19 protein-coding genes, 1 tRNA gene and 1 other RNA gene are annotated in these 20,769 nt (G+C 68.1%); 4 read left to right on the top strand and 17 right to left on the bottom strand.

Annotation, left to right across the window (positions count from 1 at the left end):
• Window positions 1-8: 8 nt before the first annotated feature.
• From ftsW to sppA, 14 genes are all read right to left on the bottom strand, one after another.
• Window positions 9-1,196, bottom strand: a complete 1,188-nt coding sequence (ftsW, locus tag V7672_RS01920) for a putative lipid II flippase FtsW (protein ID WP_335622983.1) — start codon at window positions 1,194-1,196, stop codon at window positions 9-11.
• A complete protein-coding gene (murD, locus tag V7672_RS01925; RefSeq protein WP_335622984.1) occupies window positions 1,193-2,557 on the bottom strand; it encodes a UDP-N-acetylmuramoyl-L-alanine--D-glutamate ligase in 1,365 nt (454 codons plus the stop codon). The genes ftsW and murD overlap by 4 nt, the downstream gene beginning before the upstream one ends.
• Before the next feature lie 3 nt (window positions 2,558-2,560).
• The gene (mraY, locus tag V7672_RS01930; RefSeq protein WP_335622985.1) at window positions 2,561-3,667 is read right to left on the bottom strand and encodes a phospho-N-acetylmuramoyl-pentapeptide-transferase; all 1,107 of its coding nucleotides are present in this window, start codon (window positions 3,665-3,667) and stop codon (window positions 2,561-2,563) included.
• A 14-nt stretch (window positions 3,668-3,681) separates the two neighbouring features.
• Entirely contained in the window at window positions 3,682-5,094 is a 1,413-nt protein-coding gene (locus V7672_RS01935) for a UDP-N-acetylmuramoyl-tripeptide--D-alanyl-D-alanine ligase (protein ID WP_335622987.1), read from the bottom strand.
• Window positions 5,087-6,550 carry a UDP-N-acetylmuramoyl-L-alanyl-D-glutamate--2,6-diaminopimelate ligase gene (locus V7672_RS01940; RefSeq protein ID WP_335622988.1) on the bottom strand — a complete coding sequence of 488 codons (1,464 nt, stop codon included), beginning with the start codon at window positions 6,548-6,550 and terminating at the stop codon, window positions 5,087-5,089. The genes V7672_RS01935 and V7672_RS01940 overlap by 8 nt, the downstream gene beginning before the upstream one ends.
• Window positions 6,550-8,283 (bottom strand): peptidoglycan D,D-transpeptidase FtsI family protein, encoded by a 1,734-nt coding sequence (locus V7672_RS01945; RefSeq protein ID WP_335622989.1) that lies wholly within the window; start codon window positions 8,281-8,283, stop codon window positions 6,550-6,552. The genes V7672_RS01940 and V7672_RS01945 overlap by 1 nt, the downstream gene beginning before the upstream one ends.
• Window positions 8,280-8,642 (bottom strand): cell division protein FtsL, encoded by a 363-nt coding sequence (gene ftsL, locus V7672_RS01950; RefSeq protein WP_335622990.1) that lies wholly within the window; start codon window positions 8,640-8,642, stop codon window positions 8,280-8,282. The genes V7672_RS01945 and ftsL overlap by 4 nt, the downstream gene beginning before the upstream one ends.
• Window positions 8,639-9,595 carry a 16S rRNA (cytosine(1402)-N(4))-methyltransferase RsmH gene (rsmH, locus tag V7672_RS01955; protein ID WP_335622991.1) on the bottom strand — a complete coding sequence of 319 codons (957 nt, stop codon included), beginning with the start codon at window positions 9,593-9,595 and terminating at the stop codon, window positions 8,639-8,641. Before rsmH ends, ftsL begins: the two co-directional genes overlap by 4 nt.
• Window positions 9,592-10,068, bottom strand: coding sequence for a division/cell wall cluster transcriptional repressor MraZ (locus tag V7672_RS01960; protein ID WP_226634819.1), 477 nt, complete (start codon window positions 10,066-10,068; stop codon window positions 9,592-9,594). The genes rsmH and V7672_RS01960 overlap by 4 nt, the downstream gene beginning before the upstream one ends.
• A 411-nt stretch (window positions 10,069-10,479) precedes the next feature.
• Window positions 10,480-10,860, bottom strand: an RNA gene (rnpB, locus tag V7672_RS01965) — RNase P RNA component class A.
• 38 nt (window positions 10,861-10,898) lie between these two features.
• Window positions 10,899-11,381 carry a DUF6678 family protein gene (locus tag V7672_RS01970; protein WP_335622992.1) on the bottom strand — a complete coding sequence of 161 codons (483 nt, stop codon included), beginning with the start codon at window positions 11,379-11,381 and terminating at the stop codon, window positions 10,899-10,901.
• Between the two features lie 3 nt (window positions 11,382-11,384).
• Window positions 11,385-12,146: an N-acetylmuramoyl-L-alanine amidase gene (locus V7672_RS01975; protein WP_442888681.1), complete on the bottom strand. Its 762-nt coding sequence runs from the start codon at window positions 12,144-12,146 to the stop codon at window positions 11,385-11,387.
• 6 nt (window positions 12,147-12,152) lie between these two features.
• Entirely contained in the window at window positions 12,153-12,500 is a 348-nt protein-coding gene (locus V7672_RS01980) for a hypothetical protein (protein ID WP_335622993.1), read from the bottom strand.
• 117 nt (window positions 12,501-12,617) lie between these two features.
• Entirely contained in the window at window positions 12,618-14,399 is a 1,782-nt protein-coding gene (gene sppA / locus V7672_RS01985; RefSeq protein ID WP_335622994.1) for a signal peptide peptidase SppA, read from the bottom strand.
• Window positions 14,400-14,627: 228 nt separating this feature from the next.
• On the opposite strand from sppA, the gene panD reads away from it, so the two are divergent.
• The gene (gene panD / locus V7672_RS01990) at window positions 14,628-14,984 is read left to right on the top strand and encodes an aspartate 1-decarboxylase (RefSeq protein WP_209116665.1); all 357 of its coding nucleotides are present in this window, start codon (window positions 14,628-14,630) and stop codon (window positions 14,982-14,984) included.
• A 60-nt stretch (window positions 14,985-15,044) separates the two neighbouring features.
• Here the strand turns inward: panD and V7672_RS01995 are convergent, their stop codons facing one another.
• Window positions 15,045-15,815, bottom strand: coding sequence for an SIMPL domain-containing protein (locus V7672_RS01995; protein ID WP_335622995.1), 771 nt, complete (start codon window positions 15,813-15,815; stop codon window positions 15,045-15,047).
• Window positions 15,816-16,217: 402 nt separating this feature from the next.
• On the opposite strand from V7672_RS01995, the gene V7672_RS02000 reads away from it, so the two are divergent.
• Window positions 16,218-16,293, top strand: a tRNA-Ile gene (locus V7672_RS02000).
• On the opposite strand, the gene V7672_RS02005 is transcribed toward V7672_RS02000, so the two are convergent.
• Together V7672_RS02005 and V7672_RS02010 are read right to left on the bottom strand one after the other, a co-directional pair.
• Window positions 16,288-17,787, bottom strand: a complete 1,500-nt coding sequence (locus V7672_RS02005) for a hypothetical protein (RefSeq protein WP_335622996.1) — start codon at window positions 17,785-17,787, stop codon at window positions 16,288-16,290. The two genes, V7672_RS02000 and V7672_RS02005, sit on opposite strands and share 6 nt — an antisense overlap.
• A gap of 15 nt (window positions 17,788-17,802) precedes the next feature.
• Window positions 17,803-19,224 carry a tetratricopeptide repeat protein gene (locus V7672_RS02010; protein ID WP_335622997.1) on the bottom strand — a complete coding sequence of 474 codons (1,422 nt, stop codon included), beginning with the start codon at window positions 19,222-19,224 and terminating at the stop codon, window positions 17,803-17,805.
• A gap of 292 nt (window positions 19,225-19,516) precedes the next feature.
• On the opposite strand from V7672_RS02010, the gene V7672_RS02015 reads away from it, so the two are divergent.
• Both V7672_RS02015 and V7672_RS02020 read left to right on the top strand, forming a co-directional pair.
• Entirely contained in the window at window positions 19,517-20,023 is a 507-nt protein-coding gene (locus V7672_RS02015; protein WP_335622998.1) for a GAF domain-containing protein, read from the top strand.
• Window positions 20,024-20,088: 65 nt separating this feature from the next.
• Window positions 20,089-20,769, top strand: coding sequence for an SDR family NAD(P)-dependent oxidoreductase (locus V7672_RS02020; protein WP_335622999.1), 681 nt, complete (start codon window positions 20,089-20,091; stop codon window positions 20,767-20,769).

The raw sequence follows: 20,769 nt of genomic DNA on the forward strand, positions 1-20,769 counted from the left end.
GGATGTCCCTATGGAAGAATGCGGCCCAGCTTGGGCGCCGGGCGACGACCGGTCCCGGGCTCGTAGGCGCCCGCTCGCCTGCGGGTCAAGGCCAGGGCCAGCCCCATGGTCAGTCCCATGGCCACCATCGACGATCCGCCATAGCTGATGAAGGGCAGGGTCATGCCCTTGGTCGGGATCAGGTTCAGGTTGACCGCCATATTGATCGCCGCCTGCAGGCCGATCAGCATGAACAGCCCTGCGGCCGCCGTCTGCTCGAACGGGTCGTTCAGCCGCATGGCCCGGGACAGGCCTCTCAGCACGATGAAGGCATAGAGGCTGATGATCACCAGCGACAGGATCAGGCCGAACTCTTCCGCCCCGACCGAATAGATGAAGTCCGTGTGCAGGTCCGGCACGTGGCGCTTCATGACGCCCTCACCCACCCCACGCCCGAACAGGCCGCCGGCGCGGATCGCCTCCGATGCCCGGTCGATCTGGTGGGTGTCTTCCTGACCGGGTGCCAGGAATTTGGCCACCCGCTCGCGGACGTGATCGAACAGGAAATACAGCGAGAAGATGCCCGACATCACCAGCCCGCCCAGCACCGCCATCCACTTCAACGGCACGCCTGCCATGAAGAAGACCGCCATGAAGGTCGTGGTGATCAGCAGGGTCTGGCCAATGTCCGGCTGGATCAGCAACAGGCCGACCGTCACGGCGTAAAAGCCGAAGGCGATCGACACGCCCGGCACGCCCTGCCCCTTCTGCCCCTCGGCGAACATCCAGGCCGCCAGCACGATCAGCGCCGGCTTGGCGAACTCGGACGGCTGCAGGCTGAACGGCCCGATCAGGATCCACCGGGTCGCCCCCTTGGCCTCATTGCCGAGGATCGGCAGGATCGCCATGACCAGCAGCGCCCCGACAAGCGCAAAAGCCGCCACCCGCCGCACGCCCCGGGGCGACAACAGGGACGCGCCCAGCATCACCCCGACCCCGGCCGCCACGAACACGATCATGCGGATCGAATAGTGGAACGGGTTCGACAGCCCCTCGTCGGCCAGGATCGCTGCGGGGCTGGAGGCGAACGACAGGGCCACGCCGATGCCCATCAACGACAGGGCGGCGATCACCAGCCCGCGGTCCACCGTCCAGAACCACCGGGCCAGCAGGCTCTGGTCGCTGCGAGAAAAGGGCGGCACATAGGTCTGGCTCATGCCAAGCCCTCCGCCTTGGCACCCAGGGCCAGGGCGGCGGCGCGGAACGCCTCTCCCCTCACCTCGAAATCCGGAAACTGGTCAAAGCTGGCGGCCGCGGGGCTGAGCAGCACCACCTCGTCGCGGCCGGTCCTTGAGGCCGCTTCGAACGCCTGCTGGACGGCGCTCGCCATGTCGCCGCTGATCCGGTGGGGCACCTCTCCCAGCGCCGCCGCGAACGGCCCGGCCGCCTCCCCGATCAGGAAGGCCTCGACCACGCGCGGGAACAGTTCGGCCAGATCGTCGATCCCGCCCGCCTTGGCCCGCCCCCCGGCGATCCAGAACACCCGCTCATAGGCCGCCAGCGCCTGCCGCGCGGCATCGGCATTGGTCGCCTTGGAGTCATTGACGAACGTCACCTGACCGATTTGGCCTATCGGTTCCATACGGTGCGCCAGCCCGGGAAAGGACAGCAGGCCTTCCACGGCCACGTCATGGTCCACCCCCAGCGCGCGCGCCGCTCCATAGGCGAAGGCCGCGTTCTGGGCGTTGTGACGGCCCGCCAGAGAGCGCGCGCCGGACAGGCCAATGGCCTCCGACGAGGTCTCCAGCCGTCCTGCAAATGGTCGATACACCCCGTCCGCTCCGACCGGGACGGCTCCTGCGACCCGTGCAGCCACGTCGCGCCCCCAGCGATCATCCACACCGATCAGGGCCGTACCCCGTTCGGCCATATGCGCAAAGATCCGCGCCTTGGCCGCCACATAGCCTTCCATCCCGCCATGCCGGTCCAGATGGTCGGGGCTGATGTTGGTCAGGATCGCCACATCCGGCGCAAAGCGCGTGGTCAGGTCCAGCTGATAGGACGAGCATTCGATCACATAGACCGCGCCCGGCGTGGGCTCCGGCAGGGCCAGCACGCCGATGCCGATGTTGCCGCCCATATGCACCGTCAGCCCGGCCTGCTTCAGCACCCAGGCGGTCAGGGCCGTGGTGGTCGACTTGCCGTTCGTTCCGGTGATCGCCACCACCTGCGGCCGATCGCCCTTCGGCAGCGCCGCCAGCGCCCGCGCGAACAGCTCCAGATCGCCGACGATTTCGATCCCGGCCTCCTTCGCCTTCTCGACGGTCCAGTGCGGCACCGGATGGGTCAGCGGCACCCCCGGCGCCAGCACCAGGGCGGCAAAGCCAGACCAGTCGGCGGTCGTCAGGTCCTCGACCACAAACCCCTCGGCCTCAGCCTGCATGCGACTGCTGATGCCGTCATCCCACAGCACCGGCTCGGCGCCCCCGGCCTTCAGCGCACGCGCCGCCGTCAGCCCCGACCGTCCAAGGCCGAAGACCGCGACCCGCCTGCCCTCAAAGCCGGGGACCCGGATCATCGTCTATCTCAGCTTCAGGGTCGCCAGACCCGCCAGCGCCAGCATGGCCGACACAATCCAGAACCGGATCACCACGGTCGACTCGGGCCAGCCCATCTTTTCGAAATGGTGGTGGATCGGCGCCATCAGGAAGACGCGCTTCTTGGTCGCCTTGTAATAGCCGACCTGGATCATGACCGAGAGTGCCTCCAGCACGAACAGGCCGCCGACAATGCCCAGCACCAGTTCGTGCTTGGTGGTCACGGCCACGGCGCCCAGGGCCCCGCCCAGCGCCAGCGATCCGGTGTCGCCCATGAAGATCTTTGCCGGCGGTGCATTGTACCAGAGGAAGCCCGTGCCCCCGCCGATGATGGCCGCCAGAAACACCGCCAGCTCGCCGGCCCCCGGCACATGGTGGATCTGCAGATATTCGGAGAAGACGAAATTGCCGGCCAGATAGGCGATCATGCCGAATGCGGCCGAGGCCATCATCACGGGCACAATGGCCAGCCCGTCCAGCCCGTCGGTCAGGTTCACCGCATTGGAAAACCCGACGATGGTGAAGGCCGCGAACGCCACATAGAACCAGCCGATATTCAGCAGCACATCCTTGAAGAACGGGAAGGCGACCGAGGTCTCGAGCCCCGCCGAGGTCGAGGGCGTCATCCACAGCACGGTCAGCACACCGGCGATTACCGCGACGATCGTCTGGGCGATCAGTTTCTGCTTCGAGGTCAGCCCGGCCGAGGTTTGCTTCGACACCTTGGCGTAGTCATCGACAAAGCCCAGCACCGCAAAGGCCGCCGTCACGAACGACACGATCCACAGATAGGGATTGGTCAAATCCCCCCACAGGAGCACGCCCGCTGCAATCCCGGCCAGGATCATCAGTCCCCCCATGGTCGGCGTGCCCACCTTGGACAGGTGCGAGACCGGCCCGTCCTCGCGGATCGGCTGGCCCTTGCCCTGCTTCTTGCGCATCCAGGCGATGAAGCGGCTGCCCATGGCCACGGCCACGATCATGGCGGTGGCCAGCGCCAGGGCGACGCGCACCGTCTGGTACTGGACCAGGTTCAGGAGCGGATAATCCTGTGCGATATCCGCATAGTAGAGATAGAGCAGGTAAAACACCTCGGACGGCCTCCTTAAGCCCCATCGTCAGAATGCAAGGCAGCCAGGGCGGTCGCGATCTGCCCGGCGCGAGAGCCGTTCGATCCCTTGACCATGACCGTATCTCCGTCGCGCACGAGGGCCGCGACCTCATTCGCCAGTTCCGCCGCCGTCTCCTGCCACGCACCGCGCATCGCGGGCGGCAGGGCGTCGTGCAGATGACGCATCATCGGACCGGCGGTATGGACCGCATCGACCTTCGCCGCAGCCAGCGGGTCGGCCAGTCCGGCGTGCATGGCCTCGGCCTGATCGCCCAGTTCCAGCATGTCGGTCAGGAACACCACGCGGCGTCCCCCCTCCGGCACCGTTCGCGCGCCCAGGCTTCTGAACCCGGCCGTCATCGACAGCGGATTGGCATTGTAGCTCTCGTCGATCAGGGTGAAGGCACCGCCGGACGCCAGCCGCACCTGCCGCACCTGTCCGCGACCCGCCAGCGGCGAAAACCCGGCCAGTGCCGTGAGCGCCGTTTCCAGCGACACATCCATGGCCCGCAGCACCGTCAGCACCGCCAGACTGTTCAGCCCCCAGTGATAGCCCGACTGGCGCAGGCGAAACTCCAGCGCCTGACCCTCAAAGGTCGCCGAGACCGTGGCCCCCTCCGCGTCGGGCCGGAAGTCCAGCAGGCGCGCACCATGGTCGGCCGCGCTGCCGAACAGCCGCACCTCGGCCCCGTGCTCTCGCGCGACCTCGGCCAGCAGGCGCGTCCAGGGATTGTCGCCGTTGATCACCGCGATGCCGCCCGGCTCCAGCCCCTCGAACACAGCCGCCTTCTCGCGCGCCACCCCGGCCTCGCCGTCGGCAAAGGCCTCGATATGCACGGGCCCGACCGTGGTCACACAGGCCACATGGGGGCGCACCATCTGCGACAGGGGCGCGATCTCGCCCGGCGCATTCATGCCGATCTCGAACACGGCGCGCGCCGTCTCGCGCGGCATGCGCGCCAGCGTCAGCGGCACGCCGATATGGTTGTTGTAGCTCTTGACCGAGGCATGGCCCGGACCGGCCAGATCCAACCCCGCCTTGATCGCCTGGGTCACGCTGGTCTTGCCGACACTGCCGGTCACCGCCGCCCGCCGCGCCGACGACCGGTCACGCGCGGCCTGACCCAGGGCCTCCAGCGCCTTCAGCGTATCGACCACCGTGATGCAGGGCCCGCCGTCCACGACGCGCTCCACCAGCGCGCCCGCCGCACCGGCCTCGAAGGCCGTCCCTGCAAAGTCATGACCGTCGCGCGCGCCGCGCAGGGCCACGAACAGCTTGCCCGGCTCGATCTCGCGGCTGTCGAAGGCGACCCCGTCGGCGGCAAACTCTGGACCGTGGCTCTGGCCGCCGGTCGCACGGGCAATTTCGTCAGCGGTCCAGAGCGGCAAAACGGGGGTCTCAGGCATGAACGCTCAGGGCCTCACTGGCGACGGTCACATCGTCAAACGGATGCACCGCCTTGCCGACAATCTGCCCCTGCTCATGCCCCTTTCCGGCGATCAGCACCACATCTCCCGCGCGTGCCCGGTCGATCGCCGAATGGATGGCCATGCGCCGATCGCCGATTTCCTCGGCATCCGGACAGCCGTTCCGCACCTCGGCCCGGATGGTCGCGGCATCCTCGGATCGCGGATTGTCGTCGGTCACGATCGCGAGGTCAGCCAGCTCGGCCGCCACCTGCCCCATCAGGGGTCGCTTGGCCCGGTCCCGGTCCCCGCCCGCACCGAACACCACGATCAACCGGCCACGCACATGGGGCCGCAGCGCCTTCAGCACCGTCTCCAGCCCGTCGGGCGTATGGGCATAGTCGACATAGACCTCGGCGCCGCCGCCGGCTTCACCGGCCCGGACGCGCTCCAGCCGCCCCCTGGCGCCCTCGATCTGTTCCAGCGCCGCCAGCACATCCCCGACGACCGCGCCGCCCGCGATGCACAGACCTGCCGCGACCAGGGCATTCGACGCCTGGAAAGCGCCCGCCAGCGGCAGCAGCACCTCATGCGTTTCGCCGCGATATTCCAGCACCAGCTTCTGGCCCTCGGGCCGGGCTTCGCGTCCCATCAGCGTCAGGTCACGCCCCCGCTCGCCAACGCCCATGATGTCCAGTCCCGACATGATCCCGGCGGCGGCAAAGCGGGAATAGGCTTCGGAATCCGCATTCAGAACCGCCGTCCGCCCGCGGGGCAGCAGGGTCTCGAACAGACGCAGCTTGGCCGCACGATAGGCGTCCATATCGCCGTGATAATCCAGATGATCCTGGGTCAGATTGGTAAAGGCCGCCGCCTTCAGGCTGACGCCGTCCAGTCGCCGCTGGTCGATCCCGTGCGACGAGGCTTCCAGCGCCAGATGGGTCACGCCACCGGCCGCCATCTCGGCCAGCAGGCGCGCGGCCTCGGCGGCATCCGGACTGGTGAGGCCAGGACCGGTCAGGGCGCTCAGCTCCGTGCCCCGCTGGACCGTGGCGCCGAGGGTGCCCAGGCTGGCCGAGACCAGACCCATCCGCGCCCAGATCTGGCGACAGAAGGTAGCGACCGAGGTCTTGCCGTTGGTGCCCGTCACCGCCACGCAGGTCTTCGGCTGGGTCCCGTAGAACCCCCGTGCCGCCAGGGCATAGGCGCGGCGCACATCGCCGGCCGTGACCAGAACCGGCGCGGTGCCGATCGGCGTATCGGCCGGGGCCAGCACAGCGGCCGCGCCCCGGGCCAGCGCCTGCGGGATGAAGGCCCGCCCGTCCTGCACCGTTCCGGGCAGGGCGACGAACAGGCTGCCGGCGTCGACCCGGCGACTGTCCGCCGTCACGCCGGTGATCATCGGATCGGACGGCACGTCCCGCTTCAGCAGATCGGACAGGCGCTGGCCGTGCATCACAGCGAGGCCTCCATGTCCTTGAGCGTCGGATTCGGGCGGCCATCGGCCAGCTGCCAGCGGTCGTCGGCACGCTCGACGCCGACGAACGGCGCGATGCGATCGGCGATCCGTCCAACCGCAGGCGCCGCGACAAAGCCGCCGGTGCGCGGGTACTCGCCCGGCTCGTCGACCAGCACCAGAATGGCATAGCGGGGGGCATCCAGCGGCCCGTCGCTGGGGAAGACGCCGATGAAGGTGCCGACGGCCACCGCCGGATCATAGCGGCTGCCGGTCCATTTGTTGGCCGAGCCGGTCTTGCCGCCGACCCGCAGGCCCGGGGCATTGGCGCGCCCGCCCGAGCCGCGCACCACATTTCGGCGCATCAGGTCCAGCATGTTGAGGCTGGTCTGCGGGGTGACCACCGTCCGCGGTTCCACGCCGACGGCCCCGCCCTTGCGCAGGCTCAGCGGCACATAGCGCCCGCCGTTGCTCAGCGAACCGACCGCCGCGATCACCTGCACCGGCGTCACCATGATGCCATAGCCGAACGACAGCGACGCCAGGGTCGAGGGCGTCCAGTCGTCGGGCACCTTGGGGGCGGCGGATTCCAGCAGTTCGATGGGCGCCCGGTCCAGCAGGCCCAGCCGCCCGAAATAGTCCTTCATCACAACCGGCCCCATCTGCACCGCGAGGCGCGAGGTGCCGATGTTGGACGAGTGCAGATAGACCTCTTCCAGCGTCATGATGCGGTTCTGGGCGTGGAAGTCCGTGATCCGGCGCTTGCCGATCATGAAAGGCTCGGACGCATCGAACAGGGTGGTCATGTCGGCTGCGCCGGTATCCAGCCCGGCAGCCACGGCAAAGCTCTTGAACACCGAGCCCATCTCATAGTGGCCCGAGGTCGCCAGATTGCGCGAGCCCGTCTCGGGCCAGCTGGCCATGGCCAGGACCTCGCCGGTCTGCACATTGGTGACGATCGCCACACCCGCCTTGGCGCCCGTCTCGGCCATGGCGGTGGCCAGTTCGCTCTCGACCACGCCCTGGATTCTCAGGTCGATAGACAGCTCGAACGGCGCGCCCGCGGCACCCTCGGCCCGCAGTTCCTTATCAAAGGCCAGTTCCACCCCGGAGATGCCCTGCCCGCCGGTATCCGTCGCTCCGATCAGGTGTTTCGCCTCGCCCTCCAGGGGATAGACCCGGCCGTCTTCCATGGCGAAGGTCACCCCGCCCAGCCCCAGATCGTGCACCTGGGCGCGTTCGTCCGGCGTCAGACCGCTGGCGACAATGACCTGCCGGTCCCCCCAGATCGCGCCCTTCAGGCGGTCGGCATCAAGGCCGGGCATGACCCGGCGGATTTCGCGGAAGGCCACGTCCCGGTCCCAGACCTGCGACGGGTCGATGAACATGGCATAGAAGATCACATCGGTGGCCAGCAGCCGTCCGTTGCGATCCACCAGATCAGCGCGGCTGCGATCCGAGGCGGCGCCGCGATAGCCGACGTCCACCGGCTCGAACAGGGCCGCATATCCCGCCTTCAGGCCCAGACCGGCGAACACCAGTCCGAAGGCCGCCAGCACCAGGAAGATGCGGACCCGGCTGTCCTCTTCGGGGCGGGCATGGGCGCGGGCGCGCTCGAACCCGTGCTCGACCCACCACACGCCCTCGGCCAGCCAGCGCCACGACGGCGTCTGGAGTCGGGGCCGTCGCCCGGCCGGACGGCGCACGGACGAGGGATGCGGCTGCACGCTCATTGCGCCGCCTCCTCGACCGGAGCGGGCTCAACCGCCTCATCTTCAACAGGCAGGTCTTCGGCGACAGGCGCCTCGACGGCCGGCGGCTGGCCGATCGGGGCCAGACCGGCCTGCAGCGACAGGGCCTCCAGCCGCGCCGGGCTCTCCAGCCGCGCCACCTCGGCCCGCAGCATGCGCACCCGCATCGACGACTGGTCGATCTCACGCTCCAGCTCGGCGATGCGGTTCGACTGGCGCGCCGCTGCCGCCTTGGTCAGATAGACCGACAGCAGCATGGCCGCGACGCACAGGATGCCGAAGATCTCGACCCAGCGGATCCCGCGCACCTTCCAGTCGAACAGGCGTTTCAGGGCCGTCATGCCGCCAGCCTCCCCCACGCCGGAGCGTCGGTTCTGACCGCCGCCCGCAGGCGGGCGGACCGGGCCCGCGGATTGACCGCCAGTTCCTCGTCCGTCGCGTCGACCGAGCCCTTGAACTGCAGGTCAAAGCTGGGCTTGCGCGTCTCGATCACCTGCGGCGCATGGCGTGACCCGCCGGGCGTGTTGCCGGTGCGCTCGGTCAGGAAGCTCTTGACCATCCGGTCTTCCAGCGAGTGGAAGGTCACGACCGCCAGCCGCCCGCCTTCCGGCAGGACCGCCTCGGCGCCTTCCAGTCCGCGCGCCAGCTCGCCCAGCTCGTCATTGACCGCGATGCGCAGCGCCTGAAACACGCGCGTGGCCGGATGGGTGGGCGCCCCTCGCCGGCCGCCCAGCGCCGCCTCGACCACATCGGCCAGGTCCAGCGTCCGCTCGAACGGGCGCTCGACCCGCCGGCGCAGGATGGCCGTGGCGATCCGGCCCGACTGACGCTCATCGCCGTACAGTTTGAAGATATGCGCCAGCGGTCCGTGGTCCCAGCTGTTGACGATATCGGCGGCGCTCTCGCCCTCGCGCGACATCCGCATGTCCAGCGGCCCGTCCTTCATGAAGGAAAAGCCGCGCTCGGCCTGGTCCAGCTGCATCGACGAGACGCCGATGTCGAACACCACGGCATCGACCGGCGCCTCATCCGCCAGCACCTCGGCCAGATCGGAGAAGGCGGCCGGGATCAAACGGAAGCGCCCGGGAAAGTCGCGGCCCAGCGCATCGGCATAGGGCTGCACCGTGGGATCGCGGTCCAGGGCGATGACCTCGGCCCCGGCTTCCAGGAACGCGCGCGAATAGCCACCGGCACCGAAGGTGGCATCCACCACCCGCTGGCCGGCCGCCGGGCGCACGGCCTTAATCACGGCCTGCAGTAGTACCGGAATATGTGGACGGGGCGCGTCGGTCATGACCCGCCCCCTTCAACCTTCAGCTGGGCCGCCAGCCGCAGGGCGCCCAGTTCGGCGATGCCCGCACGCGCCAGCTGACGACGCTCGGCCCGCCGCGCGACCCAGGCCTCGCGGTTCCAGATCTGGAACCGGTCGCCCAGCCCCACGATCACCACCGTCTCGCCCAGACCCGCATCCTGGATGAGGCTCTCCGGCAGGGTCACCCGGCCGCCGCCGTCAAACGTCAGCCGCGTCTGCTCGCCCAGCACCTGCCACTCCAGCGCCGAGCGCTGCTCCGAGCCGAACGGCAGCGACCGGATCATCTCGACATAGGTGGCGAACAGGGGGTCGCCGCCCGCCTCCAGGCAGTCGGCCTCAATCGACGGAAAGACGAAGATGGCGTGCTCGGCCCCGTTTTCGGAGGTGCGGAAGTCCTGCGGGATCAGCAGCCGCCGCTTCGCATCCAATTGTTTCTCGACCGTCGAGAGAAACACCCCGTCCCATTCGGGCCTTCCGGCCCGCCCCTTGGCTCTTGTCACGACGTCCAGGCGACGTCAGGCACCCCAAATCATGCGACTGGGATAGCATGGGATGAAATGGGTCTCAATGGGATTAGTTGACGATCCTTAACCATGAACCGGGACAACTCTTGTCAACAGGACTGTAGAGATCGGAACATACAGCGAACATCAAAAGTATTAACAGCCTGGGGACACAGTCTGCGCCACCTTTCCGCTCAACGGGTTAACGCGCCTCAGCCGGCCTCAAGCAGCGAGCCACCGCGTGGCGAGCGGTAGGCCAAAAATCCCGCCTCAAGCAGCGAGCCGCCGCGCGGCGAGCGGTAGGCAAAGAACCCGCCTCAAGCAGCGAGCGACCGCGTCGCGAGCGGTAGGCTCTCAAATAAAAATGCCAGACGGTCTGTAAGCCGGGTTCTGTCCCGCCCCCGAGGGAGCATGGACGGTCATTCCTCTTGGCCGATCGTTGCCGACCGGCTCCAGCAACCTACCCGGACATCTGGGGCGGTGACCCCCGCACGGCGGACCGTGCACGACATCCCTATTCGGTCTTGCTCCAGGCGGGGTTTACCGTGCCGTCTCCGTTGCCGTCGACGCGGTGGGCTCTTACCCCACCCTTTCACCCTTACCGGCCTCGAAAGGCCGGCGGTTTGCTTTCTGTGGCACTGTCCCTCGGGTCACCCCGGGCGGGCGTTACCCGCCGCCTTTTCACCGTGGAGCCCGGACTTTCCTCGACAGGCCGAAACCTGCCGCGACCGTCCGACCGTCTGGCGACGCACAGATGCGCCTTGCCAGACATGGCGTCAATGTCAGGCGGCCTGCTCCGGCGGTCCCAGTGTCGGATCGCCCGCCGAATAGCCCTGGATCCAGAACCCGCGGCCGTCTTCGAAATAGGGCACGGGAATACCGTCCAGTTCGCTCCGCAGGGCGATGCTGCAGTCGTCGACCAGGACAGGCGCTAGCAGGGCCCCATCCCGTCGCCAGAGCCGCGGAATGATCCACATCCATTCAATGGCATGGAAGGGCCCCAGGCATTCGGCGCACCAGCACCCCGTGCTCGTTGATTTGAATTCCCACGCAAGGGACTCGCGAGACCCCAGCACCTCCTGAACATAATAGGCTGGCGCAAAGGGCAGTCGGTGGATCGCAGCGATCAGCGCCTCCCACCGCGTCTGGTTCATGACCGAGGCCAGGCCGCGTCTCTGTACCGCCTCTCGCACACGCTGGCGGTGAACCTCCCGCGCTTCAGCGGCTCGGCGCGCCAGCTCGGCCCGATCCGGCGTTCGGGCCATAGGCTAGGCCGGACCATCGACGGCCGTGAGCCGCGCCAGCTGCAACAGCCCGACCAGCCGCGCGCGGGTCTCTCCGTCGGCCACGCCGTCTACCCGTCCGGGCCGCCAGTGCCGCTGGAACGCCGTGACCGCCAGCCTCAGCGGCTCATCGTATTCGCCGCGCGGCTCAACGCCATAGCCCAGCTTGTGCAGACCCGCGCTCAGCACCGTCGCGCCCAGCCCCGCATCTCCGGGCCGCAGGGGCGCGCCCAGCGCCGCCACCCGCTCGGCCGCCGGTTCGAACCACAGCCCGTGCCCCTCGCCCGCCAGCCGTTTCCACGGAAAGCGTTCGCCCGGATCTTCCTTCCGGTCAGGCGCCAGGTCGGAATGGCCGATGATGCGGTCGTCCGGAATGGTCCAGCGGCTGCGGATGTCGGCGATCAGCGCGATGACCGCATCGATCTGGACGTCGGGAAAGTCGCGATAGCCCCACTCATGCCCCGGATTGACGATCTCTATGCCGATCGAGGCGGCATTGCAGTCGGTCTCGCCCTGCCAGACGCCCTTGCCCGCGTGCCAGGCGCGGCGCTCCTCGGGGACCAGGGCATAGAGGGTGCCGTCCTCATCGACGACATAGTGGGCCGAGACGCGCGCCTCGGCATCGCGGAGCCGGGCGATGGCCTCTTCGGCCGTCTGCATACCCGTATAGTGCAGCACCAGCATATCGGGCGGGCCGCGTCGGGCATCGAAATTGGGAGAGGGCGTGGTCTGGAACTGCAGCGTCACGACCGACTACCGGCCCGACCGTTCCCAGCCATAGGCGACCCAGGTGCCATCCACCTTGTGCGCCTCGATGACCGTATCGTCGTCATCGGTGCGACGGCGGCCCTTGCGCGGTCCGCCCGTATTGCGGCGGGCGCGACTGGCCATTCCCATCAGGAACATCACCACCCCGGCCACCACGGCAATGACGGCCACGGCAATGGCGGTGAACACCGCCAGCAGGGCCCCGACCGCCATGGCACAGCCCGCCGCGATCAGCCCGCCCAGCCACATTAGCGGCCGCAGGAAACCACCCCGGCCCCCGACGCTCGCCGTCGCGGCACCCAGACTGTCAAAGCGAGGTCCAGTCGAACTCATGCCTACTCCTTGTCGGCTCCGGATCGGGGCCAGCCCAGCCTTAACGCCGAACCTTCAATGTCGGTCCATCCTGCCCTGCGGTCAAGCAACCGGGGGGTGCGGCAAACCCGCCGTCCGTTAACCCAATGGCCGATCCGCCAGCACCACGGCCCCCTCGCGACGCATGCGGTCGGCCTCGATCCGGCGCATCACCGCCTGGGCCTGCGGGTCCTCGACCGCGCCGCCGATCAGGATCAGCGCCCGTGCCGCCTCGCCCGACACGCCAAAGGCGTTGGCCAAGGCTTCGAACGGCGACTGCTGCTCAGGGAAGTGCTTGATGCGGACCGAGGTATCCGCGTCGATCCCGGCCAGTTCCTTGGCCTTGGCGATGGCCTCATTCATGCCGCCCAGCTCATCGACCAGACCCAGCTCCAGCGCCTGGGCGCCCGTCCACACCCGGCCCCGGGCGATCTCGCCCACCCGCGCGGGCGTCAGGTCACGACCCCGCGCCACCAGGGTGATGAAGTTGCCATAGATGCGGTCCATCGAACCGGCAAAGGCTTCGCGCTGTTCGGGCGTAAACTCATCGCCGATGGCATAGGCGTCGGCATAGTCGCCGCCGACCGACAGGCCGCGCACATCGACGCCGAACCGCGCCAGCGCATCGCGCAGCACCATCTTGCCGCCAAACACCCCGATCGACCCCGTCAGGGTCGAGGGCTGGGCGACGATATGATCGGCCTCGGCACTGATCCAGTAGCCGCCGGACGCCGCATAGGTGCCCATCGACACCACCACCGGCTTGCCCGCCGCCTTGGCCGCGCGCACCGCCGCCGCAATCTGCTCGGACGCTTCCGGCGACCCGCCGGGCGAGGACACGCGCAGCACAATGGCCTTCACGTCCTTGTCCTTGATGGCGTTGTAGATGGCCTCGGCCATCACATCCGAATGGATGGACGACCCGCCACCGAACGGATCGGCATTGCCGCCCGATCCGGTGATGATCGCGCCCTCGCCGCCGATCACGGCAATGGCGTCACGGCCCGAGCCGTTGTCCGGGCCCTTGGCGCTGGCATATTCGTCGAACGGGATGATCCGTGCGCCGCGGCCCGCGCGACGCAGGGCTTCATCCTCGGCCTCCTCAACGTGCCCCACCTTGTCGATCAGATTGCGCTCCAGCGCCTCATCGGCCGTCCACGGCCCGGCCTCAATCGTGGCCTTCAGCGCGGCCGGCGCGATCTTGCGATCCTGCGCGGCCTGGGCGACCGAGGTGTCATAGATCGACCCCATCCAGGCCAGCATCGCCTCGCGGTGCGGGCCGGTGAAGTCGTTCTGCGTATAGATGTTGACCGCGTTCTTGTACTCATAGCGCTGCTCGAACTCGGGCTCGACGCCGTACTTCTCGAACGCGCGGCCGAGGAAGATTTCCTCGGCGCTGAACCCCGTGGCCTGGAAGCTGGCCGTATTCTGCATCCACAGCTCGGACGCCGACGCCCCGACCATATAGCTGGACATCACAGCGCCCGCGGGCAGGAAGCCCTGTGAATGCGCGATGACCGGCTTGCCCGCGGCGCGGAACCGGCGGATCGCCTGGCGCACTTCATCGGCCGCCGCCGGCGTCATGCCGGTTTCCGGCAAACGGATCAGCAGCACCTTGACGTGCGCGTCATCCTCGGCCTGGGACAGGGTATCCACCACCTGCATGACCGACAGGCCCCCTCCCCCGAACAGGGCAAAGGGCGAGGCCGGCGGCTGATCGCTCAGCCCCTGACGCAGATCCAGTTCCAGAACCGCATTGCGCGGCACTTCCGGACCGGACGAACTGGCCGCCGCCATGGTGATCAGCACGATCGGCACCACGACCACGAACAGCAGCAGGCCGGTAAAGACCCCCAGCACGGTCAGGAAAAACTGTTTCATATCGGTCGGAAGTCCCGTCGAGGCGCTATTGCGGCGGAGGATCGACCATAGAGGGCAAGCCGTCACCGTCAAATGAACGTCCCGTAACACGCGAACCTGTCGCAGCCCCGGATGCCGCGCCTCCTGCTGCATCGCAGCATCGCGATTGATGGCCGCCGGGTAAGTCCCTATATGAGGCATCCCTCAGCGGGGGCTGTTCCCCGCGCCGAACCGGAGACCGCACTCCCCATGCTGGTCACCCTGATGAAATCCAAGCTGCACCGCGCGACGGTGACCCAGGCCGACCTCGACTACGAAGGGTCGATCGCCATTGACCGCGACCTGCTGGACGCGGCCGACATCTATCCGAACGAACAGGTCGATGTTCTGAACATCACCACCGGCGCGCGCTTCACCACCTATGCCATCGAGGCCCCGCGCGGCTCGCGCGTGATTGGCGTGAACGGCGCCGCGGCCCGCCTGGTCCAGAAGAACGACAAGGTGATCATCGTCACCTATGGCCAGCTCCCCGCCGAGGAAGCCCGCAACTATGCGCCGACGGTCGTCCTGCTGGACGACGCCAACCACATCAAACGCGCTGCCTGACCGGCACGAAAAAGGGGTGACGCCGCGCGCCACCCCTCTCCGGTCTGATCTTCAATCAGCCTAGCGGCTCAGGTCATAGACCCCGCTGATGTCCACCCGCACCGTCAGTTGGCCCGGCGACACAGAGGTCGAGGCATCGGCGGATTCCATGGCCATGGAGCGGGCATAGGGCATGGGCGGCGGGGCGCTCATCGACGTGCCTTCGCTCAGGCCGCGGATGCCGCCCAGCTGTACGCCCAGCGCCTCGGCGTACAGGCTGGCCTTGCGCTGCAGGTCCCGCACGGCCAGGCGCCGCGCCTGGTCCTCGGCCGCCGTCCGGTCGGTCAGGCCAAAGCTGATCCCGTCGATCTGGTTGACCCCCGCGCTGACCACGGCATCCGCCGTCGTGCCGACGCGCGACAGGTCGCGCACCGTCACCGTCACCCGGTTGGTCGCCTGATAGCCGCGCAGGCGGGGCGGCTGGTCCTGTTGATAGTCATATTGCGCCGACAGATTCAGGCCCGAGGTCTGGATATCGCGCTCGGCGATCCCGGCCCGGCGCAGGGCCGCCATGACCCGTTCCATATATTGGGCGTTCTGGCGCATCGCCTCCTCTGCGGTCGCCGCCTCGGTCATGACGCCGAAATTGATCGTCGCCATATCCGGCGCAACCTTGACCTCGCCATAGGCCGCCAGGCTCAGATGCGGCGGCGCCACCATGTTGTGATGGCCGGCGGGCTCCGACATCGACTGTGCTAGCGCCGGCGCCGATACGCCGGCCAGGGCCACGGCAGCGGCCATCGGCATCAGCAGCCGGAACGGGGCCGGCACGCGGGACGAAGAACGGATCATGAAAATCTCCTGAGGTTCGGACACGCGCCACCCGCGCGCCCTGTCAGTCCAACCTGGACCATACCGCCTGAATGAACGCTCGCGCCCCGGGGTCAGGTTCCGTTCATCGGGGCGGGAGGCTGCGAGAATCCTTGCGAGGCCAAAGCGATCTTCCTGCCCTGGTTCCCGCCTGTGTCATGGTGCGGGATCGGCAGCAGGGAGGGCCTTCGTGACGGGCCTCGGCGTGCGTCCGAATGCCGATCTGGATTTCAGACCATTCAGACGGTTCAGACGGTTCAGACGGTGTTTATTCCTCCCCCATCGGGAGAGGGGGACCGCACAGCGGCGGAGGGAACAGCGCGGCCGTCGCCACCCTCTTTGCAACATCCCGTGCGCCTGCTAGGCCCGGAGCGCCGCCTCCGGGGGCCCGTAGCTCAATGGTTAGAGCCGACCGCTCATAACGGTCTGGTTGGGGGTTCGAGTCCCTCCGGGCCTACCACCAGCCGCGACGGCGCGGTTCGACCCAGCGGTCGTCCCCGTAGTAATCGCGGTCCTGGATGTAGCGCCCGTCGCGGTCGTACCAGCCGTAGCCGTCCTGATAGGTGTCATAGCCCTGCAGGGAATAGCCGTCGTCATAGTAGTCCATGCCCAGCAGGCCGTCCTCCTCGGCCCACCAGTCCCGCGGATAGGAGCCGTAGACGCACTCCCAGCCCTGACCACCCGACCAGTAGGGCTCATAGCGGCCCCGGGTGCGTTCGCGGAACCGGGCGCGGCAGACGTGGCGCGACCAGACGCGGTTGCCGCTGGCCTCGATGCTGGCGCGGTTCTCGCCATAGATGACCTCGCGCACGCCCGAGAAGACATTGTTGGTGATCACGGCCCGGCCTGACGCCACGGCCACGCCCACGCTCTCGGCCCGGATGCGGGTGTCGGTCAGGGTCAGTTCGCCGTTGTAGACCACCACGCCCTTGTCCGAGCGACAGACCCGGCTGCCCTGGATGTCGACCGAGGCCCCCTCGACGGCCACGCCCTCGACGAAGCCGCAGACGGCGGTGTTGGTGATCTCGACCCGGCCATAGTCGCGGCCAGAACGGATGATCATGCCGATCGAGCGGGGTCCGAAGGCGTTCGGCGCGCCGATGCCTTTCAGGGTCGTCGAGTCGATGCGGGCGGTCTGACCGGGTCCGGGGATCAGCTCCATGCCGACATGGGCACCGGTCACCACGACCTCATAGGCCGTCAGCGAGGCCCCGTCGGCCACGATGGCGGGGGCCACCGTCTGGGTCTCCAGCACGGCGTTGCGCAGGTCCAGCAGGCCTCCGTCCATATAGATGACCGCCTCGTCGCCGACATGGCGGAAGCCGACCCGGTTCATCAGGATCTCGGCGCCATAGCCGATGATGCAGGCGGCATCGCCGGCCCGCTGGGACGAGAAGACCACGTCGCGCACATCGACCCGGACCCCCTGGGCCACGGTCATGCAAGGCAGGCCGTCCGGGGCCTGCAGGGTGGCCGTGGGCTGGCGGTTCCAGTCACGCGGATCGAAACCGCCCTCGCCGATGATGGTCAGCGGCTTGTTGATGTTCAGCCAGCCGACGCAGGGTCCGCCCCGCGCCCGCAGGATCAGGGTGCCGCCCGGCGCAACCCGGCGCACCGCGTCCTCAATGGCGCCCGACCCCGGATTGCCGCCGCAGTCGACCAGCACGACCTGCTCGCCGCCCGCCGGATAGGGCCGCCCGTCGTGGGGACCGGGGCCGGGGTAATCGCGGCGGTGATCGCGGCCGGTCCAGCGCCGATGGGTGGTCGCGCGGCTGCGACGGGGCGCAGGCGGGTCCAGCAGGACACCGAAGTTCGGCCGGGTCTCGCTCTCGACGCGAGCAGCTTCCTGGGCCTCGGCCTGCGGGGCCAGCGACATTGCCGTCGCCGCAACCGCGAGGCCCAGCGCGGGTGCGATCAGGGAGCGGAGGCGGAGGGGGGTGCGGAACGTGATCATGTGTCAACGCCCTCCTTAACGGCGCTGCTGGGAACGGGAGACCTGGGACAGGACGGCCTGCAGGCGGGCCACCGAGGGGGCGAACCCGGCGAGCGCCGAGTCGATACGCATCACCACGGCCTCGGCCTTGTCCTGATCGGCGACGCCGGAAACGCCCAGGGCAAAGAAGGTCGACAGGGCGAACTTGGCCTCGGGGCTGCCCTGACGGGCCGCTTCCTCGTACCAGAAATAGGCGCGGGCATAGTCGGGCGGCACGCCGATGCCTTCGGAATACATCACGGCCAGCACCAGCTGGGCCTCGGACGAGCCGTTGACGGCGGCCAGTTGAATGGCGCGGACCCGCTCCTGATAGGACAGCCGCCCCTCTATCGGATGGCCCAGAACGGCCTCCAGCGATTCAACCTCGCGCTTGGACAGGTCCTCGGGACGCGCAGCAGCCTTGTCGGCGATGCCCAGATAGCGGATCGCCCGGCCCACATGGACGAAGGGCAGTTCGGTCACCCGCGACAGGGCATATTCATAGGCGTCGCCCCGCGGTCGGCTCTCGTCCGAGAACGGTACGCCCGACGCCGGCGCCGCATTGGGGTAGAATTCGAACGGCGGTACCCACTGACGGGCCTTGGCCTCGACAAAGCCGCTGTACTGGGCCCGGCTGGGCGAGGAGCTCTCGAAGTCCTTCATCAGTACAAAGGCCCCGACGTCGCCCGTCTGCACCGCCAGATAGTTGTAGAGATAGGCGTCCACCTCATTGCGCTGGAACAGGTTCAGCGCGGCGGGATAGCCCCCGCGACGGCGGTCGCGCCCCGAGCCCCGGCCGATCGCCTCGCGGGCCTGAGGGTTGTCCTGCGGTTCGCCGAAGGCGCCGTACAGCGCGTCATGCAGGCGCGCCAGGGTGCGATAGCCGTCGGCGCCCTGGGTCGACAGGACATAGATGACCCGATCCCGCACCTCTTCCTGCTCGGCCAGGGTCATCCGCGACAGCTGGCCGTTCAGGCGTTGATAGGCGTTCTGGCGCTCCCACGCCCGGCAGTCATCATACTTGGACAGCGGCCGCCAGCCGCCGAACATGCCCCGTTCGACCCGGTTGATCGGAGCGAACCCATCTTCGTTGGCCAGCGCCATCGCCAGCCAGACCGAGCTCTCGATGGGGTCTTCCAGGTTCTTGTCGGTCGCGCGCAGAGCCGCATAGCGACCGCCCAGCTCCAGCTGGGCAAAGAAGTCACCCCGGAACGCCGCTCGCCGAAGGGCGCGAATGCCGGTCTCCTGGGCGTTGAATTCGGAACCCGTCAGATTGGCCGGACGGGGACAGGGATTGGCTGTGTCAGCACGCCGGAAGAAGGTCGGGGCCCGCTCTCCGCAGGCCGCCATCGACAGCAGAGCTAGAATTAACAGCACGGCCACAGCCGCGATGGCGATCGGGCCGGTGCCGCCCCGCATGCCCCTGTTCCTGCCGTTGTCGCTCATATTCCCCCACACCCCTAGCCGCACCCGAAGGCCGCACGACGTTAACCTTTTCCCAATCCGGCGGATCGGTCCAGTGAACTTCGCGATATGGTTAACGCGACTGACGCCATAGCGTTGCCGCACAGTGACCACATTGTGTCCGAGCTAGACTTTTCCCCAGATGGTTGCTTGCGAATTCACCTGCGGGGCGAGGGGCTTACCCCTTCCGCTGCGCCAATCCGGGCCCATATGGCCGTTCTGACCAGACTCCAGGAATTCTGCACCCATGGCCTATATTGCCCGCGACGACCGCCCCGACGACAAGTCCGCCCGCTATGCCGAGGTCGCCGAGGAGATCATGGCGGTTCTGGAGGGCGAGCCGAATCGCACGGCGCGAATGGCGACCGTCGCCTCGATGCTGCACGACGCCTTCGAGACCTTCTTCTGGACCGGCTTCTATGTCGTCGATGAGGACAAGCGCGCCGCCGGCACCGATGAGCTCGTGGTCGGCCCCTATCAGGGCACGCTGGGCTGCCTGAGGATCCCGTTCGGAAAGGGTGTCTGCGGGGCCGCCGCCGCGACAGGCCAGACCCAACTGATTGACGACGTCCATGCCTTCCGTGGCCATATTGCCTGCGACAGCCGCTCAGCCAGCGAGATCGTCCTGCCGGTCCGGGATGCGGAAGGACGGCTGATCGCCGTACTTGATGTCGACTCGACCGAGAAGGCTGCCTTTGATCGCGTGGACCAGGCCGCGCTCGAAGACCTGCTGGGCCGGGCCTTCGCGGTTTGATCCCAGTTTGATCCATGGGCGCAGCCGCCTATGGTCCGCCGGATGAACAGCGGGAGACATCAGGCATGAGCGACAGGGTATTGGTCATCACCGGCGGTCAGGGCCAACTGGGCCGGGCCGTGATCGCGGCTGCGCTGGCCCGCGGGGCGAAGGTCGTCGCCATCGACCATTCGGCGGTGGACCCGTTCGAATCGCAGGCCTGTCTGGAGATCGGCGGCGTCGACCTCACCGATGCGGCAGCGGCGAAGACGGCCATCGACCGGGCCCACGCCCATTTCGGGCGACTGGATGCCGTGCTGAACATCGCCGGAGGCTTTGTCTGGCAGACGGTCGATGACGCGGAGCCCGCGTGGGACCGCATGTACCGGCTGAACCTTGTCACGGCCCTGAACACCAGTCGGGCTGCCCTGCCCCATCTCAAGGCCTCTGACGAGGGGCGGATCGTCAATGTCGGCGCGGCGGGCGCGCTGAAGAGCGGCATGGGCATGGGCGCCTATGCGGCCTCGAAATCGGCCGTCCATCGCCTGACCGAAAGCCTGGCCGAGGAAACCAAGTCCAGTTCGGTGACGGTCAACGCCGTCCTGCCCTCCATTCTGGACACGCCGCAGAACCGAAAGGACATGCCCGACGCCGACCCGGCCACCTGGGTCCGGGTTGAGGATCTGGCCGAGGTCATGCTGTTCCTCGCCTCCCCCGCCTCCCGGGCCATGACCGGCGCCCTGGTGCCTGCGACCGGTCGGGTCTGA

Source organism: Brevundimonas sp., from assembly GCF_036963785.1.
GTDB lineage: Bacteria > Pseudomonadota > Alphaproteobacteria > Caulobacterales > Caulobacteraceae > Brevundimonas.

Bases quoted from the DNA above. Each gene is read 5' to 3' on its own strand.
- sppA (WP_335622994.1), bottom strand. From the start codon at position 14,399: ATGAAACAGTTTTTCCTGACCGTGCTGGGGGTCTTTACCGGCCTGCTG.
- panD (WP_209116665.1), top strand. From the start codon at position 14,628: ATGCTGGTCACCCTGATGAAATCCAAGCTGCACCGCGCGACGGTGACC.
- rsmH (WP_335622991.1), bottom strand. From the start codon at position 9,595: ATGACCGACGCGCCCCGTCCACATATTCCGGTACTACTGCAGGCCGTG.
- V7672_RS01995 (WP_335622995.1), bottom strand. From the start codon at position 15,815: ATGATCCGTTCTTCGTCCCGCGTGCCGGCCCCGTTCCGGCTGCTGATG.
- V7672_RS01935 (WP_335622987.1), bottom strand. From the start codon at position 5,094: ATGCCTGAGACCCCCGTTTTGCCGCTCTGGACCGCTGACGAAATTGCC.
- ftsW (WP_335622983.1), bottom strand. From the start codon at position 1,196: ATGAGCCAGACCTATGTGCCGCCCTTTTCTCGCAGCGACCAGAGCCTG.
- murD (WP_335622984.1), bottom strand. From the start codon at position 2,557: ATGATCCGGGTCCCCGGCTTTGAGGGCAGGCGGGTCGCGGTCTTCGGC.
- V7672_RS02005 (WP_335622996.1), bottom strand. From the start codon at position 17,787: ATGATCACGTTCCGCACCCCCCTCCGCCTCCGCTCCCTGATCGCACCC.
- V7672_RS02020 (WP_335622999.1), top strand. From the start codon at position 20,089: ATGAGCGACAGGGTATTGGTCATCACCGGCGGTCAGGGCCAACTGGGC.
- V7672_RS01970 (WP_335622992.1), bottom strand. From the start codon at position 11,381: ATGGCCCGAACGCCGGATCGGGCCGAGCTGGCGCGCCGAGCCGCTGAA.
- V7672_RS01945 (WP_335622989.1), bottom strand. From the start codon at position 8,283: ATGAGCGTGCAGCCGCATCCCTCGTCCGTGCGCCGTCCGGCCGGGCGA.
- V7672_RS01980 (WP_335622993.1), bottom strand. From the start codon at position 12,500: ATGAGTTCGACTGGACCTCGCTTTGACAGTCTGGGTGCCGCGACGGCG.
- V7672_RS02015 (WP_335622998.1), top strand. From the start codon at position 19,517: ATGGCCTATATTGCCCGCGACGACCGCCCCGACGACAAGTCCGCCCGC.
- V7672_RS02010 (WP_335622997.1), bottom strand. From the start codon at position 19,224: ATGCGGGGCGGCACCGGCCCGATCGCCATCGCGGCTGTGGCCGTGCTG.
- ftsL (WP_335622990.1), bottom strand. From the start codon at position 8,642: ATGACGGCCCTGAAACGCCTGTTCGACTGGAAGGTGCGCGGGATCCGC.
- V7672_RS01940 (WP_335622988.1), bottom strand. From the start codon at position 6,550: ATGCACGGCCAGCGCCTGTCCGATCTGCTGAAGCGGGACGTGCCGTCC.